Source organism: Pseudomonas sp. 1L-E-NC-VB-C3 (assembly GCF_057291535.1).
On sequence record NZ_JBXAWD010000028.1, the window covers coordinates 1 to 15,969 of the forward strand.

Sequence of the window (15,969 nt, forward strand, 5' to 3'; positions counted from 1 at the left end):
ATGACTGTTACCCTGATCAAAACCATCGCGATGGAAGATGGTCTGCGTTTCGCTATCCGTGAAGGCGGTCGTACCGTCGGCGCTGGCGTCGTAGCAAAAATCATCGAATAAGCGGTTGTAATGTATTTTTCGGGCCGGCATAATGGTCGGCCTGATTTTGTTTTAGGTCAGTAGCTCAATTGGCAGAGCGACGGTCTCCAAAACCGTAGGTTGGGGGTTCGATTCCCTCCTGACCTGCCAGATTCACTCGGTGTATCTGGCTTTCTTTTCACAGGATCTTCATAGATGACTCCTAAAGCTGAAGCTCAAGGCTCTCGCTTCGATCTGCTCAAGTGGCTTGTAGTAGTCGCTTTAGTGGTTGTTGGCGTTGTTGGCAATCAGTATTACGCTGCTTCGCCGATCCTGTACCGTGTACTCGCTTTGCTTGCCATTGCTGCCGTAGCTGCCTTTGTAGGCCTGCAAACCGCGAAGGGCAAGTCTTTCTTTGTACTGGTTAAGGAAGCTCGCACCGAGATTCGTAAAGTCGTGTGGCCAACTCGCCAAGAAACCACGCAGACCACGCTGATTGTCGTGGCTGTTGTTCTGGTTATGGCGTTGCTGTTGTGGGGTCTTGATTCCCTGCTCGGCTGGCTTGTTTCCTTGATTGTCGGCTAAGGGTGTCCCGTGGCTAAGCGTTGGTATGTTGTGCATGCTTACTCGGGTTACGAGAAGCATGTGATGCGCTCGCTGATCGAGCGCGTAAAGCTGGCTGGCATGGAAGATGGCTTCGGCGAGATTCTGGTTCCCACTGAAGAAGTGGTTGAGATGCGTAACGGCCAGAAGCGCAAAAGCGAACGGAAGTTCTTTCCAGGCTATGTGCTGGTCCAGATGGATATGAACGAGGGTACTTGGCACTTGGTCAAGGATACTCCTCGGGTGATGGGTTTTATCGGCGGTACCGCTGACAAGCCTGCGCCAATTACAGATAAAGAGGCAGAAGCGATTCTGCGTCGCGTTGCTGATGGTAGCGACAAGCCTAAGCCGAAGACATTGTTCGAGCCAGGTGAGACGGTGCGTGTCAACGACGGTCCATTCGCTGATTTCAATGGCGTTGTGGAAGAAGTTAACTACGAAAAGAGCCGGATCCAAGTGGCTGTGCTCATTTTCGGTCGCTCTACTCCGGTGGAGCTCGAGTTCAGTCAGGTCGAGAAGGTCTAACTGGACAAGCAATCCCAACCCCGCAGCCTTAGGCTGTGGGGTTTTGTCGTCACTGGGATAAACGCGCAAGTAACCGGGGAGCCTTTCGAGGCGTTCGAACCCGTAATTGGAGTGCCTCATGGCCAAGAAGATTACCGCTTACATCAAGCTGCAAGTGAAGGCCGCTCAGGCTAACCCAAGTCCACCGGTTGGTCCTGCTCTGGGTCAGCACGGCGTGAACATCATGGAATTCTGCAAGGCTTTCAACGCCCGTACCCAGGGTCTTGAGCCAGGTCTGCCGACTCCAGTGATCATCACTGTCTACAGCGACCGTAGCTTCACTTTCGAAACCAAATCCACCCCTGCTTCGGTTCTGCTGAAGAAGGCGGCCGGTCTGACCAGCGGTTCCGCTCGTCCGAACACCGTTAAGGTTGGCACTGTTACCCGTGCTCAGCTGGAAGAAATCGCGAAAACCAAAAACGCGGATCTGACTGCAGCTGATATGGATGCAGCCGTGCGTACTATCGCCGGTTCTGCTCGTAGCATGGGCCTTAACGTGGAGGGTGTGTAATGGCTAAGCTGACCAAGCGTCAAAAGGCTATCGCCGGCAAAATCGAAGCAGGCAAGGCCTACAACATTGTAGACGCCGCTGCTCTGCTGGCCGAGCTGTCGACTGTCAAGTTCAGCGAGTCGTTCGACGTTGCTGTAAACCTGGGTGTAGACCCGCGTAAATCCGACCAGGTTGTTCGTAGCGCTACTGTGCTGCCACACGGCACTGGCAAGACCGTTCGCGTTGCTGTGTTCACCCAGGGTCCAGCTGCTGAGGCCGCTCTGGCTGCCGGCGCTGATCGTGTAGGTATGGACGACCTGGCTGCCGAAATGAAAGGCGGCGACCTGAACTATGACGTAGTGATCGCATCCCCGGATGCCATGCGCGTTGTAGGTCAGTTGGGTCAGATCCTCGGTCCACGTGGCCTGATGCCTAACCCTAAAGTCGGCACCGTAACTCCAGACGTAGCCAACGCGGTCAAGAACGCCAAGGCTGGTCAGGTTCGTTATCGCACCGACAAAAACGGCATCATCCACACTTCCGTTGGCAAGATCGGCTTCGACGCCGTCAAGCTGAAGGAAAACGTTGAAGCCCTGATCGCTGATCTGAAGCGTATCAAGCCAGCTTCCTCGAAAGGTATTTACGTCAAGCGCGTTACCCTGAGCACCACTATGGGCCCAGGTCTGGTTATCGACCAGAGCTCGCTCGACGCGTAAGACAAAGGTTGGCGCGGATTGTCGCGCCAATTGAAAGATTGGGGTCCCTGCCTGGCGGGGGCTATCCAAGACCGTAGGCGGCGCAAGCCTTAAACCTCAAGCCTACGCAGATGGTGCTCCCGGTTCCTTACCGAATCAGACACCAAAACGACATTCGGTTCCGATCGAATGAAACGGTAACAAGCAGGAGTTAAACCCGTGGCAATTAATCTCGAAGACAAGAAGGCCATCGTCGCTGAAGTCAACGAGGCTGCCAAAGTCGCTCTGTCCGCTGTCGTGGTTGATGCACGTGGCGTAACAGTAGGCGCAATGACCGGACTCCGTAAAGAGGCTCGTGAAGCTGGCGTTTACGTACGTGTTGTACGTAACACCCTGCTCAAGCGCGCTGTTGCTGACACTCAATACAGTGTTCTCAACGACGTGTTCACCGGCCCGACCCTGATTGCATTCTCGAACGAACATCCGGGCGCTGCTGCCCGTATCTTCAAAGAGTTTGCCAAGGGTCAGGACAAGTTCGAGATCAAGGCAGCTGCGTTCGAGGGCAAGTTCCTCGCAGCTAATCAGATCGACGTACTGGCAACTCTGCCGACCCGTGACGAAGCAATTTCTCAGCTGATGAGCGTGATTCAAGGCGCAACCAGCAAATTGGCTCGTACTCTGGCGGCAATTCGCGACCAGAAAGAAGCTGCCGCAGCCTAAGGCTCGTCACTTCTCGCGTTTTTTGTTTATTTCGATGGTCGCGTAGGCCGTCCCCCAATTCAGGAATTGAGTCATGTCTCTGACTAACGAACAAATCATCGAAGCAATCGGCCAGAAATCCGTAGTGGAAATCGTTGAGCTGATCAAAGCGATGGAAGAAACCTTCGGTGTTACCGCTGCTGCCGCTTCGGCTGGCCCAGCTGTAGCTGCTGCTGCTGTTGAAGAGCAAACCGAGTTCAACGTTGTTCTGCTGGAAGCTGGCGAGAAGAAGGTTAACGTGATCAAGGCAGTTCGTGAACTGACCGGTCTGGGCCTGAAAGAAGCCAAAGAGAAAGTAGACGGCGCTCCTCAGGTTGTAGCTGAAGGCGTTTCGAAAGAAGCGGCTGAAGACGCCAAGAAGAAGCTGGAAGAAGCAGGCGCTAAAGTCGAGCTGAAGTAAGCATCGACTTTGCTCCTCCAGCCCGAGCGTCAAGCGACAGGCTGATGGCTGGTGGCTCTTGCCACCGGCCTTTTTCCGTTATTGGCAGCCGACTGGGTCGGTGCTGATAAAGGCGCTGTAACCACCCGATGCGGTGGCGCAAACCATGGGGTTTGCACGATTTTCTGGCTGCTCCCGTCGGGAGGGGCCAAACAAGCAGGTGACCAAGCTGGGGAACGCTGATGGCTTACTCATATACTGAGAAAAAACGTATCCGCAAGGACTTTAGCAAGTTGCCGGACGTCATGGATGTGCCTTACCTCCTGGCCATCCAGCTGGATTCGTATCGTGAATTCTTGCAAGCGGGAGCGACTAAAGATCAGTTCCGCGACGTGGGCCTGCATGCGGCCTTCAAATCCGTTTTCCCGATCATCAGCTACTCCGGCAATGCTGCGCTGGAGTACGTCGGTTATCGCCTGGGCGAACCGGCATTTGATGTCAAAGAATGCGTATTGCGCGGTGTAACTTTCGCCGTACCTTTGCGGGTAAAAGTGCGCCTGATCATTTTCGACAAAGAATCGTCGAACAAAGCGATCAAGGACATCAAAGAGCAAGAAGTCTACATGGGTGAAATCCCCCTGATGACTGAGAACGGTACCTTCGTAATCAACGGTACCGAGCGTGTTATCGTTTCCCAGCTGCACCGTTCCCCGGGCGTGTTCTTCGACCACGACCGCGGCAAGACGCACAGCTCCGGCAAACTGCTGTACTCGGCTCGCATCATTCCTTACCGCGGTTCGTGGCTGGACTTCGAATTCGACCCGAAAGACTGTGTCTTCGTGCGTATCGACCGTCGTCGCAAACTGCCGGCTTCGGTACTGCTGCGCGCACTCGGTTACACCACCGAAGAGGTGCTGGACGCGTTCTATACCACCAACGTATTCCACCTGAGCGGCGAAACCCTCAGCCTGGAACTGGTGCCATCGCGCCTGCGTGGTGAAGTTGCGGTTCTGGACATCCAGGACGAGAAGGGCAAGGTCATCGTTGAGCAAGGCCGCCGTATTACCGCGCGCCACATCAACCAGATCGAGAAAGCCGGTATCAAGACGCTGGACGTGCCACTGGACTACGTCCTCGGCCGCACCACCGCCAAGGCTATCGTGCACCCGGCTACCGGCGAAATCCTGGCCGAATGCAACACCGAGCTGAACACTGAAGTCCTGGCAAAGATCGCCAAGGCCCAGGTGGTTCGCATCGAGACCCTGTACACCAACGACATCGACTGCGGTCCGTTCGTCTCCGACACGCTGAAGATCGACTCCACCAGCAACCAACTGGAAGCGCTGGTCGAGATCTATCGCATGATGCGTCCAGGCGAGCCGCCAACCAAAGACGCTGCCGAGACCCTGTTCAACAACCTGTTCTTCAGCCCTGAGCGTTATGACCTGTCTGCGGTCGGCCGGATGAAGTTCAACCGTCGTATCGGTCGTACCGAGATCGAAGGTTCGGGAGTGCTGTGCAAGGAAGACATCGTCGCGGTCCTGAAGACTCTGGTCGACATCCGCAACGGTAAAGGCATCGTCGATGACATCGACCACCTGGGTAACCGTCGTGTTCGCTGCGTAGGCGAAATGGCCGAGAACCAGTTCCGCGTTGGCCTGGTACGTGTTGAGCGTGCGGTCAAAGAGCGTCTGTCGATGGCTGAAAGCGAAGGCCTGATGCCGCAAGATCTGATCAACGCCAAGCCAGTGGCTGCCGCGGTGAAAGAGTTCTTCGGTTCCAGCCAGCTGTCGCAGTTCATGGACCAGAACAACCCGCTGTCCGAGATCACCCACAAGCGTCGTGTCTCTGCACTCGGCCCTGGCGGTCTGACTCGTGAGCGCGCAGGCTTCGAAGTCCGTGACGTACACCCGACTCACTACGGTCGTGTCTGCCCGATTGAAACGCCGGAAGGTCCGAACATCGGCCTGATCAACTCCCTGGCTGCGTACGCTCGCACCAACCAGTACGGCTTCCTGGAAAGCCCGTACCGCGTGGTGAAAGAGGGTGTGGTCACCGACGAGATCGTGTTCCTGTCCGCTATTGAAGAAGCCGATCACGTGATCGCGCAGGCTTCGGCGACCATGAACGAGCAGAAAGTCCTGATCGACGAACTGGTTGCCGTACGTCACCTGAACGAATTCACCGTCAAGGCGCCGGAAGACGTCACCCTGATGGACGTTTCGCCGAAGCAGGTTGTGTCGGTTGCAGCGTCGCTGATTCCGTTCCTCGAGCACGACGACGCCAACCGTGCGTTGATGGGTTCGAACATGCAGCGTCAGGCTGTACCGACTCTGCGCGCTGACAAGCCGCTGGTAGGTACCGGCATGGAGCGTAACGTAGCCCGTGACTCCGGCGTTTGCGTCGTGGCTCGTCGTGGTGGCGTGATCGACTCCGTCGACGCCAGCCGTATCGTGGTTCGTGTTGCCGATGACGAAGTTGAAACCGGTGAAGCCGGTGTCGACATCTACAACCTGACCAAATACACCCGCTCGAACCAGAACACCTGCATCAACCAGCGTCCGCTGGTACGTAAAGGTGATCGGGTTCAGCGTAGCGACATCATGGCCGACGGCCCGTCCACCGACATGGGTGAGCTGGCACTGGGTCAGAACATGCGCATCGCGTTCATGGCATGGAACGGCTTCAACTTCGAAGACTCCATCTGCCTGTCCGAGCGTGTTGTTCAGGAAGACCGTTTCACCACGATCCACATTCAGGAACTGACCTGTGTGGCCCGTGACACCAAGCTTGGCCCAGAGGAAATCACTGCGGACATCCCGAACGTGGGTGAAGCTGCACTGAACAAGCTGGACGAAGCCGGTATCGTTTACGTAGGTGCTGAAGTAGGCGCAGGCGACATTCTGGTGGGTAAGGTCACTCCGAAAGGCGAGACCCAACTGACTCCGGAAGAAAAACTGCTGCGTGCAATCTTCGGTGAAAAAGCCAGCGACGTTAAAGACACCTCCCTGCGCGTGCCAACCGGCACCAAAGGTACTGTCATCGACGTACAGGTCTTCACCCGCGACGGCGTTGAGCGTGATGCTCGTGCACTGTCGATCGAGAAGTCCCAGCTGGACGAGATCCGCAAGGATCTGAACGAAGAGTTCCGCATCGTTGAAGGCGCGACTTTCGAACGTCTGCGTTCCGCACTGGTAGGCCACAAGGCCGAAGGCGGCGCCGGCCTGAAGAAAGGTCAGGACATCACCGACGAAGTACTCGACGGTCTTGAGCACGGCCAGTGGTTCAAACTGCGCATGGCTGAAGATGCGCTGAACGAGCAGCTCGAGAAGGCTCAGGCCTACATCGTTGATCGTCGCCGTCTGCTGGACGACAAGTTCGAAGACAAGAAGCGCAAACTGCAGCAGGGCGATGACCTGGCTCCAGGCGTGCTGAAAATCGTCAAGGTTTACCTGGCAATCCGTCGCCGCATCCAGCCGGGCGACAAGATGGCCGGTCGTCACGGTAACAAGGGTGTGGTCTCCGTGATCATGCCGGTTGAAGACATGCCGCACGATGCCAATGGCACCCCGGTCGACGTAGTCCTCAACCCGCTGGGCGTACCTTCGCGTATGAACGTTGGTCAGATTCTCGAAACCCACCTGGGCCTCGCGGCCAAAGGTCTGGGCGAGAAGATCAACCGGATGGTCGAAGAGCAGCGTAAAGTCGCTGAACTGCGCACTTTCCTGGACGAGATCTACAACCAGATCGGCGGTCGTAACGAAGATCTGGACAGCTTCTCCGATCAGGAAATCCTCGATCTGGCGAACAACCTGCGTGGCGGCGTTCCAATGGCCACTCCAGTGTTCGACGGCGCCAAGGAAAGCGAAATCAAGGCCATGCTGAAACTGGCAGACCTGCCGGAAAGCGGCCAGATGCAGCTGACCGACGGCCGTACCGGCAACAAGTTCGAGCGTCCAGTTACCGTTGGCTACATGTACATGCTGAAGCTGAACCACTTGGTAGACGACAAGATGCACGCGCGTTCTACCGGTTCTTACAGCCTGGTTACCCAGCAGCCGCTGGGTGGTAAGGCGCAGTTCGGTGGTCAGCGTTTCGGGGAGATGGAGGTCTGGGCACTGGAAGCATACGGTGCTGCTTACACTCTGCAAGAAATGCTCACAGTGAAGTCGGACGATGTGAACGGCCGTACCAAGATGTACAAGAACATCGTGGATGGCGATCACCGTATGGAGCCGGGCATGCCCGAGTCCTTCAACGTGTTGATCAAGGAAATTCGTTCCCTCGGCATCGATATCGATCTGGAAACCGAATAACACGTGACGCGAATCGAGAGCGGGGCAGGATTGCCCGCTCTCTGCTCCGCCAGGAGGAAAGGCCTTGAAAGACCTACTGAATTTGCTGAAAAACCAGGGTCAAGTCGAAGAGTTCGACGCCATCCGTATCGGATTGGCCTCGCCGGAGATGATCCGTTCGTGGTCGTTCGGTGAAGTTAAAAAGCCGGAAACCATCAACTACCGTACGTTCAAACCTGAGCGTGACGGCCTGTTCTGCGCCAAGATCTTTGGCCCGGTAAAGGATTACGAGTGCCTGTGCGGTAAGTACAAGCGCTTGAAGCACCGTGGTGTGATCTGCGAGAAGTGCGGCGTTGAAGTTGCACTGGCCAAGGTTCGTCGTGAGCGCATGGCGCACATCGAGCTGGCTTCGCCGGTTGCCCACATCTGGTTCCTGAAATCGCTGCCGTCCCGTATCGGCCTGCTGATGGACATGACCCTGCGTGATATCGAGCGCGTTCTCTACTTCGAGAGCTATGTCGTTATCGATCCAGGCATGACCACCCTTGAAAAAGGTCAGCTGCTGAACGACGAACAGTACTTCGAAGCGCTTGAAGAGTTCGGAGACGATTTCGACGCCCGCATGGGTGCCGAAGCTGTCCGTGAACTGCTGCACGCTATCGACCTGGAGCACGAGATTGGCCGTCTGCGCGAAGAGATTCCGCAAACCAACTCGGAAACCAAGATCAAGAAGCTGTCCAAGCGTCTGAAATTGATGGAAGCCTTCCAGGGTTCCGGCAACCTGCCAGAGTGGATGGTGCTGACCGTTCTGCCGGTTCTGCCGCCAGATCTGCGTCCACTGGTCCCGCTGGATGGCGGTCGTTTCGCGACCTCCGACCTCAACGATCTGTATCGTCGAGTGATCAACCGTAACAACCGTTTGAAGCGCTTGCTGGATCTGTCGGCTCCGGACATCATCGTGCGCAACGAAAAGCGCATGTTGCAGGAAGCGGTCGATGCATTGCTCGACAACGGTCGTCGTGGTCGCGCTATCACCGGTTCCAACAAGCGTCCTCTGAAATCCCTGGCTGACATGATCAAGGGTAAGCAGGGTCGTTTCCGTCAGAACTTGCTCGGTAAGCGTGTTGACTACTCCGGTCGTTCGGTAATTACCGTAGGCCCGACCCTGCGTCTGCACCAGTGCGGTCTGCCGAAGAAGATGGCTCTCGAGCTGTTCAAGCCGTTCATTTTTGGCAAGCTGGAAATGCGTGGTCTGGCGACCACCATCAAAGCGGCCAAGAAAATGGTCGAGCGCGAACTGCCAGAGGTTTGGGACGTTCTCGCTGAAGTGATTCGCGAACACCCGGTTCTTCTCAACCGTGCACCGACCCTTCACCGTCTGGGTATCCAGGCGTTTGAACCGGTACTGATCGAAGGTAAGGCTATCCAGCTGCACCCGCTGGTCTGCGCCGCGTACAACGCCGACTTCGACGGCGACCAAATGGCCGTGCACGTACCGCTGACACTGGAAGCCCAGCTCGAAGCGCGTGCGTTGATGATGTCGACCAACAACATTCTGTCGCCAGCCAACGGTGAGCCAATCATCGTTCCGTCGCAGGACGTTGTATTGGGTCTGTACTACATGACTCGTGAAGCGATCAACGCCAAGGGCGAAGGTCGTGTGTTCGCGGATCTGCAGGAAGTCGACCGTGTGTTCCGTGCCGGCGAAGCTGCACTGCACGCCAAGGTCAAGGTTCGTATCAACGAAACCGTCAACGACCGTGACGGCAACAGCGTGAGCGGTACCCGTATCGTCGACACCACTGTCGGCCGTGCGCTGCTGTTCCAGGTTGTGCCGAAAGGTCTGTCGTTCGACGTCGTCAACCTGCCGATGAAGAAAAAGGCGATCTCCAAGCTGATCAACCAGTGCTACCGTGTGGTTGGTCTGAAAGAGACCGTGATCTTCGCTGACCAGTTGATGTACACCGGTTTCGCTTACTCGACCATCTCCGGCGTTTCGATCGGTGTTAACGACTTCGTTATCCCGGATGAAAAAGCCCGCATCATCGGTGCAGCCACCGACGAAGTGAAAGAGATCGAGAGCCAGTACGCCTCCGGCCTGGTAACCCAGGGCGAGAAGTACAACAAAGTGATCGACCTCTGGTCGAAAGCGAACGACGAAGTTTCCAAGGCGATGATGGCCAACCTCTCGAAAGAGAAAGTCATCGACCGTCACGGCGACGAAGTCGACCAAGAGTCTTTCAACTCGATGTACATGATGGCCGACTCGGGTGCGCGGGGTTCCGCAGCACAGATTCGTCAGCTGGCCGGTATGCGTGGTCTGATGGCCAAGCCGGACGGTTCCATCATTGAAACGCCGATTACTGCGAACTTCCGTGAAGGTTTGAGCGTACTTCAGTACTTCATCTCGACTCACGGTGCTCGTAAAGGTCTGGCGGATACCGCGTTGAAAACTGCGAACTCCGGTTACCTGACTCGTCGTCTGGTAGACGTGGCGCAGGATCTGGTTGTAACCGAGATCGATTGCGGCACCGAACACGGTCTGCTGATGACTCCGCACATTGAAGGCGGTGACGTTGTAGAGCCGCTGGGTGAGCGCGTATTGGGTCGTGTCATTGCCCGTGACGTATTCAAGCCGGGTACCGAGGACGTTATCGTTCCTGCCGGCACTCTGGTTGACGAGAAGTGGGTCGAGTTCATCGAGCTGAACAGCATCGACGAAGTGATCGTGCGTTCGCCGATCAGCTGCGAAACCCGCTATGGCATTTGCGCCAAGTGCTACGGCCGTGATCTGGCTCGTGGTCACCAGGTGAACATCGGTGAAGCGGTCGGCGTTATCGCTGCCCAGTCCATCGGTGAGCCGGGTACCCAGCTGACCATGCGTACGTTCCACATCGGTGGTGCGGCAAGCCGTACTTCCGCAGCCGACAGCGTTCAGGTGAAGAATGGCGGTACCGTCCGTCTGCACAACCTGAAGCACGTTGAGCGAGTGGATGGCCATCTGGTTGCTGTGTCCCGTTCCGGTGAGCTGGCAATCGCGGACGATTTCGGTCGTGAGCGCGAGCGTTACAAGCTGCCGTACGGTGCTGTGATTTCGGTTAAAGAAGGTGACAAGGTCGACGCTGGCGCAATCGTGGCCAAGTGGGATCCGCACACTCACCCGATCGTTACCGAAATGAAAGGTACCGTGACCTACGTGGGCATGGAAGAAGGCATCACGATCAAGCGTCAGACTGACGAATTGACCGGTATGACCAACATTGAAGTACTCGACGCGAAAGATCGTCCTGCAGCGGGCAAAGAAATTCGTCCTGCAGTGAAGATGGTCGACGACAACGGCAAGGATCTGTTGCTGCCAGGCACTGACGTAATCGCTCAGTACTTCCTGCCAGCCAACGCCCTGGTCGGTGTGGCTGACGGTGCGAAGATTGCGATCGGTGATGTTATCGCTCGTATCCCGCAGGAAACTTCGAAGACCCGTGACATCACCGGTGGTCTGCCGCGTGTTGCCGACCTGTTCGAAGCGCGTCGTCCGAAAGAAGCGTCGATTCTGGCTGAAGTCAGCGGCACCATCGCGTTCGGTAAAGAGACCAAGGGCAAGCGCCGTCTGGTCATTACCCCGAACGACGGTAGCGATCCGTACGAAGAGCTGATTCCGAAGTGGCGTCACCTGAACGTCTTCGAAGGCGAACAGGTAAACCGCGGCGAAGTTATCTCCGACGGTCCAAGCGATCCGCACGACATCCTGCGTCTGCTGGGTGTGAGCGCGCTGGCCAAGTACATCGTCAACGAGATCCAGGACGTTTATCGTCTGCAAGGCGTGAAGATCAACGACAAGCACATCGAGACCATCCTGCGTCAGATGCTGCGTAAAGTTGAGATCTCCGAGTCCGGCGATTCCAGCTTCATCAAGGGCGACCAGATGGAACTGACTCACGTTCTGGTCGAGAACGAACGTCTGAGCGCGGAAGACAAGTTTGTCTCCAAGTTCACTCGCGTTCTGCTGGGTATCACCAAGGCGTCGTTGTCCACCGAATCGTTCATCTCGGCGGCTTCCTTCCAGGAAACCACTCGCGTACTGACCGAAGCGGCAGTCACCGGCAAGCGCGATTACCTGCGCGGCCTGAAAGAAAACGTAGTCGTGGGTCGTCTGATCCCGGCCGGTACCGGTCTTGCCTATCACAGCGAGCGCAAGCGTCGCCGTGATGCCGACAAGCCGTTGCGCGTAAGCGCCAGTGAAGTGGAAGCTGCACTGACCGAAGCGCTGAACTCGAGCGGTAACTGAGTTCTGCGATAAACGAGAGTGAGGCCCTGATCGCTCCGTTCGTCGAATCGAGACATTAAGTCAAGGTTCGATGGGCGGGGAGGTCGGGGCCTTGCCTTGACTGGAATCAAGATCCTCTTTAGACTCTTGATCCCCTAAATTTGGCGGGAATTCGTTCCTGCCATTTTGCTTTTCTTGCAAGACAATAGCGTCGCAAGACAACAGTGGAGCTAGTAGATGGCAACTATCAACCAGCTGGTACGTCAGCCGCGTAAGCGTATCGTCGAGAAATCCGACGTACCTGCGCTGCAGAACTGCCCGCAACGTCGTGGCGTGTGCACCCGTGTGTACACCACCACGCCGAAAAAACCTAACTCGGCACTGCGTAAAGTATGCCGTGTGCGTCTGACCAACGGTTTCGAGGTTTCCTCGTACATCGGTGGTGAAGGCCACAACCTGCAAGAGCACAGCGTGGTACTGATCCGCGGCGGTCGTGTAAAAGACTTGCCAGGTGTTCGTTACCACACCGTTCGCGGCTCCTTGGATACTTCCGGCGTTAAAGGCCGTAACCAGGGTCGTTCGAAGTACGGTACCAAGCGTCCGAAGTAATCGGCCGTTTTGCAGATTTTTATTTTATTGAGTCGATAAGAGTAAGGTCGGGCACGCATCCTCTGGATCTGTCCCGAGCTAACCTGAAGACCGCTTGAGGGCTTATCATGCCAAGACGTCGCGTAGCAGCAAAGCGTGAGATTCTGGACGATCCGAAATACGGAAGCCAGATCCTCGCCAAATTCATGAACCACGTTATGGAAAGCGGCAAGAAAGCCGTTGCCGAGCGTATCGTTTATGGTGCCCTGGAAACCGTTGCGGCCCGTAAGGCTGGCACCGATCCCCTGGAACTCTTCGAAAAAGCACTCGACGCCATCGCTCCGCTGGTCGAAGTGAAGTCGCGCCGCGTTGGTGGTGCTACTTACCAGGTTCCGGTCGAGGTTCGTCCTTCCCGTCGTAACGCTCTGGCAATGCGCTGGTTGGTAGACTTCGCCCGTAAGCGCGGCGAGAAGTCTATGGCTCTGCGTTTGGCTGGCGAACTGCTGGATGCTGCTGAAGGTAAAGGTGCTGCTGTTAAGAAGCGTGAAGACGTGCACCGTATGGCCGAAGCTAACAAAGCTTTCTCGCACTACCGCTTCTAATTTTAGCTTCACTAATTTTGCGAGGGCTTTATGGCTCGTACTACTCCGATTAGCCGCTACCGTAACATCGGTATCGTCGCTCACGTGGATGCTGGTAAAACCACCACCACCGAGCGCGTACTGTTTTACACCGGCAAAAGTCACAAAATGGGCGAGGTGCATGATGGCGCCGCGACCACAGACTGGATGGTTCAGGAGCAGGAGCGTGGTATTACCATTACTTCTGCTGCCATTACCGCCTTCTGGAAAGGTTCCGAGAAGCAGTACTCTCACGAGCACCGTTTCAACGTAATCGATACCCCGGGCCACGTTGACTTCACCATTGAAGTTGAGCGTTCCCTGCGCGTACTCGACGGCGCTGTCGTTGTGTTCTGCGGTACTTCGGGTGTTGAGCCGCAGTCGGAAACCGTATGGCGCCAAGCCAACAAATACGGCGTTCCACGTCTTGTTTACGTAAACAAGATGGACCGTGCCGGCGCCAACTTCCTGCGCGTGATCGGTCAGATCAAGCAGCGTCTGGGTCACACTCCGGTGCCGATCCAGTTGGCCATCGGTTCCGAAGACAACTTCCAGGGTCAGATCGATCTGATCAACATGCAAGCTGTCTACTGGAACGACTCCGACAAAGGTATGGTTCCTGTTCGCAAGGACATTCCTGCCGAGCTGCAAGAGCTGGCGGAAGAGTGGCGCAACAACATGGTTGAAGCTGCCGCCGAAGCCAACGAAGAGCTGATGAACAAGTACCTGGAAGGCGAAGAGCTGTCGATCGAAGAGATCAAGGCTGCTTTGCGTCAGCGTACTATCGCCGGCGAAATCGTTCTGGCCGTTTGCGGTTCTTCGTTCAAGAACAAGGGCGTTCCCCTGGTTCTCGACGCCGTTATCGACTACCTGCCTGCTCCGACCGACATTCCTGCTATCAAGGGTTCCAACCCTGATAACGAGGAAGAAGAGATGGAGCGTCATGCAGACGACAACGAGCCTTTCGCGGCTCTGGCGTTCAAGATCGCTACCGACCCATTCGTGGGTACTCTGACCTTCGTCCGCGTTTACTCGGGCGTGTTGAACTCCGGCGACGGCGTGATCAACTCGGTCAAAGGCAAGAAAGAGCGCGTGGGTCGTATGGTGCAAATGCACGCAAACGCCCGTGAAGAGATCAAGGAAGTACGCGCTGGTGACATCGCGGCCCTGATCGGCATGAAGGACGTCACCACTGGTGAAACCCTCTGCAACGCTGACAAGCCAATCATCCTGGTTCGCATGGACTTCCCGGAGCCGGTTATTTCGGTTGCCGTAGAGCCTAAGACCAAGGATGACCAGGAAAAAATGGGTATCGCTCTGGGCAAACTTGCTCAGGAAGACCCGTCTTTCCGCGTTAAAACTGATGAAGAGACTGGTCAGACGATCATCTCCGGCATGGGCGAGCTGCACCTGGACATCCTGGTTGACCGGATGCGCCGTGAGTTCAACGTCGAAGCCAACATCGGCAAGCCTCAGGTTTCGTATCGTGAGCGCATCACGAAGAACTGTGAAATCGAAGGCAAGTTCGTTCGTCAGTCCGGTGGTCGCGGCCAGTTCGGTCACTGCTGGATCCGTTTTGCTCCTGCTGACGAAGGTCAGGAAGGTCTGCAATTCGTGAACGAAGTTGTAGGTGGTGTGGTTCCTAAGGAATACATCCCGGCTATCCAGAAGGGTATCGAAGAGCAGATGAAGAACGGCGTTGTTGCCGGCTATCCGCTGATCGGCCTGAAGGCTACCGTGTTCGATGGTTCTTACCACGACGTCGACTCCAACGAGATGGCGTTTAAAGTGGCTGCTTCCATGGCGACCAAGCAACTGGCCCAGAAGGGTGGTGGTGAGTTGCTCGAGCCGATCATGGCGGTAGAGGTTGTTACGCCTGAAGACTATATGGGTGATGTGATGGGCGACCTTAACCGTCGTCGCGGCATGATCCAGGGTATGGAAGACACAGTGTCCGGCAAGGTTATCCGTGCCGAGGTTCCACTGGGTGAGATGTTCGGTTATGCGACCGACGTTCGTTCCATGTCCCAGGGTCGCGCAAGCTACTCTATGGAATTCAAAAAATATGATACGGCTCCGTCGCACATCGTCGAATCCGTAACCAAAAAACAAGGCTGATTCAGCCCCTTTAGGCTAGGAGTTAATTGTCGTGGCTAAAGAAAAATTTGATCGTTCCCTACCGCACGTCAACGTTGGCACCATCGGTCACGTTGACCACGGTAAAACCACTCTGACTGCTGCTCTGACTCGCGTTTGCTCTGAAGTTTTCGGTTCTGCAATCGTTGACTTCGACAAGATCGACAGCGCACCAGAAGAAAAAGCTCGCGGTATCACCATCAACACCGCGCACGTTGAGTACAACTCGAAGATCCGTCACTACGCTCACGTTGACTGCCCAGGTCACGCTGACTACGTGAAGAACATGATCACCGGTGCTGCTCAGATGGACGGCGCTATCCTGGTTTGCTCGGCCGCTGATGGTCCGATGCCGCAAACCCGTGAGCACATCCTGCTGTCCCGTCAGGTTGGCGTTCCGTACATCGTGGTTTTCCTGAACAAGGCTGACCTGGTAGACGACGCTGAGCTGCTGGAACTGGTTGAGATGGAAGTTCGTGACCTGCTGTCGACTTACGACTTCCCGGG

At 56.0% G+C, this 15,969-nt stretch carries 13 protein-coding genes and 1 tRNA gene; all 14 read left to right on the top strand.

Translation table 11 applies throughout. The annotated features are described in order from the left end of the window. A partial coding sequence (locus AC0Z5Z_RS26450) for an EF-Tu C-terminal domain-related protein (RefSeq protein ID WP_080667851.1) occupies positions 1-111 on the top strand: 111 nt, incomplete at its 5' end. Positions 112-164: 53 nt separating this feature from the next. Continuing rightward, positions 165-240 (top strand) — tRNA-Trp (locus tag AC0Z5Z_RS26455). 45 nt (positions 241-285) lie between these two features. Then, positions 286-654, top strand: coding sequence for a preprotein translocase subunit SecE (gene secE, locus AC0Z5Z_RS26460; protein ID WP_016772937.1), 369 nt, complete (start codon positions 286-288; stop codon positions 652-654). Positions 655-663: 9 nt separating this feature from the next. Beyond that, positions 664-1,197: a transcription termination/antitermination protein NusG gene (gene nusG, locus AC0Z5Z_RS26465; RefSeq protein WP_007957598.1), complete on the top strand. Its 534-nt coding sequence runs from the start codon at positions 664-666 to the stop codon at positions 1,195-1,197. A gap of 118 nt (positions 1,198-1,315) precedes the next feature. Then, the gene (gene rplK / locus AC0Z5Z_RS26470) at positions 1,316-1,747 is read left to right on the top strand and encodes a 50S ribosomal protein L11 (protein ID WP_003176435.1); all 432 of its coding nucleotides are present in this window, start codon (positions 1,316-1,318) and stop codon (positions 1,745-1,747) included. Then, positions 1,747-2,442 (top strand): 50S ribosomal protein L1, encoded by a 696-nt coding sequence (rplA, locus tag AC0Z5Z_RS26475; RefSeq protein WP_024014523.1) that lies wholly within the window; start codon positions 1,747-1,749, stop codon positions 2,440-2,442. The genes rplK and rplA overlap by 1 nt, the downstream gene beginning before the upstream one ends. Positions 2,443-2,640: 198 nt before the next feature. Next, positions 2,641-3,141 (top strand): 50S ribosomal protein L10, encoded by a 501-nt coding sequence (gene rplJ, locus AC0Z5Z_RS26480; protein WP_008081912.1) that lies wholly within the window; start codon positions 2,641-2,643, stop codon positions 3,139-3,141. 73 nt (positions 3,142-3,214) lie between these two features. Continuing rightward, positions 3,215-3,580, top strand: coding sequence for a 50S ribosomal protein L7/L12 (gene rplL, locus AC0Z5Z_RS26485; protein WP_007962228.1), 366 nt, complete (start codon positions 3,215-3,217; stop codon positions 3,578-3,580). A gap of 221 nt (positions 3,581-3,801) precedes the next feature. Further along, positions 3,802-7,875, top strand: coding sequence for a DNA-directed RNA polymerase subunit beta (rpoB, locus tag AC0Z5Z_RS26490; protein ID WP_016772939.1), 4,074 nt, complete (start codon positions 3,802-3,804; stop codon positions 7,873-7,875). Between the two features lie 64 nt (positions 7,876-7,939). Further along, the gene (gene rpoC / locus AC0Z5Z_RS26495) at positions 7,940-12,139 is read left to right on the top strand and encodes a DNA-directed RNA polymerase subunit beta' (RefSeq protein WP_016772940.1); all 4,200 of its coding nucleotides are present in this window, start codon (positions 7,940-7,942) and stop codon (positions 12,137-12,139) included. 216 nt (positions 12,140-12,355) lie between these two features. Continuing rightward, entirely contained in the window at positions 12,356-12,727 is a 372-nt protein-coding gene (rpsL, locus tag AC0Z5Z_RS26500) for a 30S ribosomal protein S12 (protein ID WP_003186084.1), read from the top strand. 107 nt (positions 12,728-12,834) lie between these two features. Further along, positions 12,835-13,308 (top strand): 30S ribosomal protein S7, encoded by a 474-nt coding sequence (gene rpsG / locus AC0Z5Z_RS26505; RefSeq protein ID WP_016772941.1) that lies wholly within the window; start codon positions 12,835-12,837, stop codon positions 13,306-13,308. Between the two features lie 30 nt (positions 13,309-13,338). Further along, complete coding sequence (gene fusA, locus AC0Z5Z_RS26510; protein WP_016772942.1) at positions 13,339-15,444, top strand: elongation factor G; 2,106 nt, start codon at positions 13,339-13,341, stop codon at positions 15,442-15,444. Positions 15,445-15,475: 31 nt separating this feature from the next. Next, positions 15,476-15,969: GTP-binding protein (locus AC0Z5Z_RS26515; RefSeq protein ID WP_485611852.1), on the top strand; the 494-nt coding region annotated here is incomplete at its 3' end.

Excerpts from the sequence above, each read along its gene's own strand:
- fusA (WP_016772942.1), top strand. The coding sequence starts at position 13,339 with ATGGCTCGTACTACTCCGATTAGCCGCTACCGTAACATCGGTATCGTC.
- rpoB (WP_016772939.1), top strand. The coding sequence starts at position 3,802 with ATGGCTTACTCATATACTGAGAAAAAACGTATCCGCAAGGACTTTAGC.
- rplA (WP_024014523.1), top strand. The coding sequence starts at position 1,747 with ATGGCTAAGCTGACCAAGCGTCAAAAGGCTATCGCCGGCAAAATCGAA.
- rplK (WP_003176435.1), top strand. The coding sequence starts at position 1,316 with ATGGCCAAGAAGATTACCGCTTACATCAAGCTGCAAGTGAAGGCCGCT.
- rplL (WP_007962228.1), top strand. The coding sequence starts at position 3,215 with ATGTCTCTGACTAACGAACAAATCATCGAAGCAATCGGCCAGAAATCC.
- secE (WP_016772937.1), top strand. The coding sequence starts at position 286 with ATGACTCCTAAAGCTGAAGCTCAAGGCTCTCGCTTCGATCTGCTCAAG.
- rpsL (WP_003186084.1), top strand. The coding sequence starts at position 12,356 with ATGGCAACTATCAACCAGCTGGTACGTCAGCCGCGTAAGCGTATCGTC.
- rpsG (WP_016772941.1), top strand. The coding sequence starts at position 12,835 with ATGCCAAGACGTCGCGTAGCAGCAAAGCGTGAGATTCTGGACGATCCG.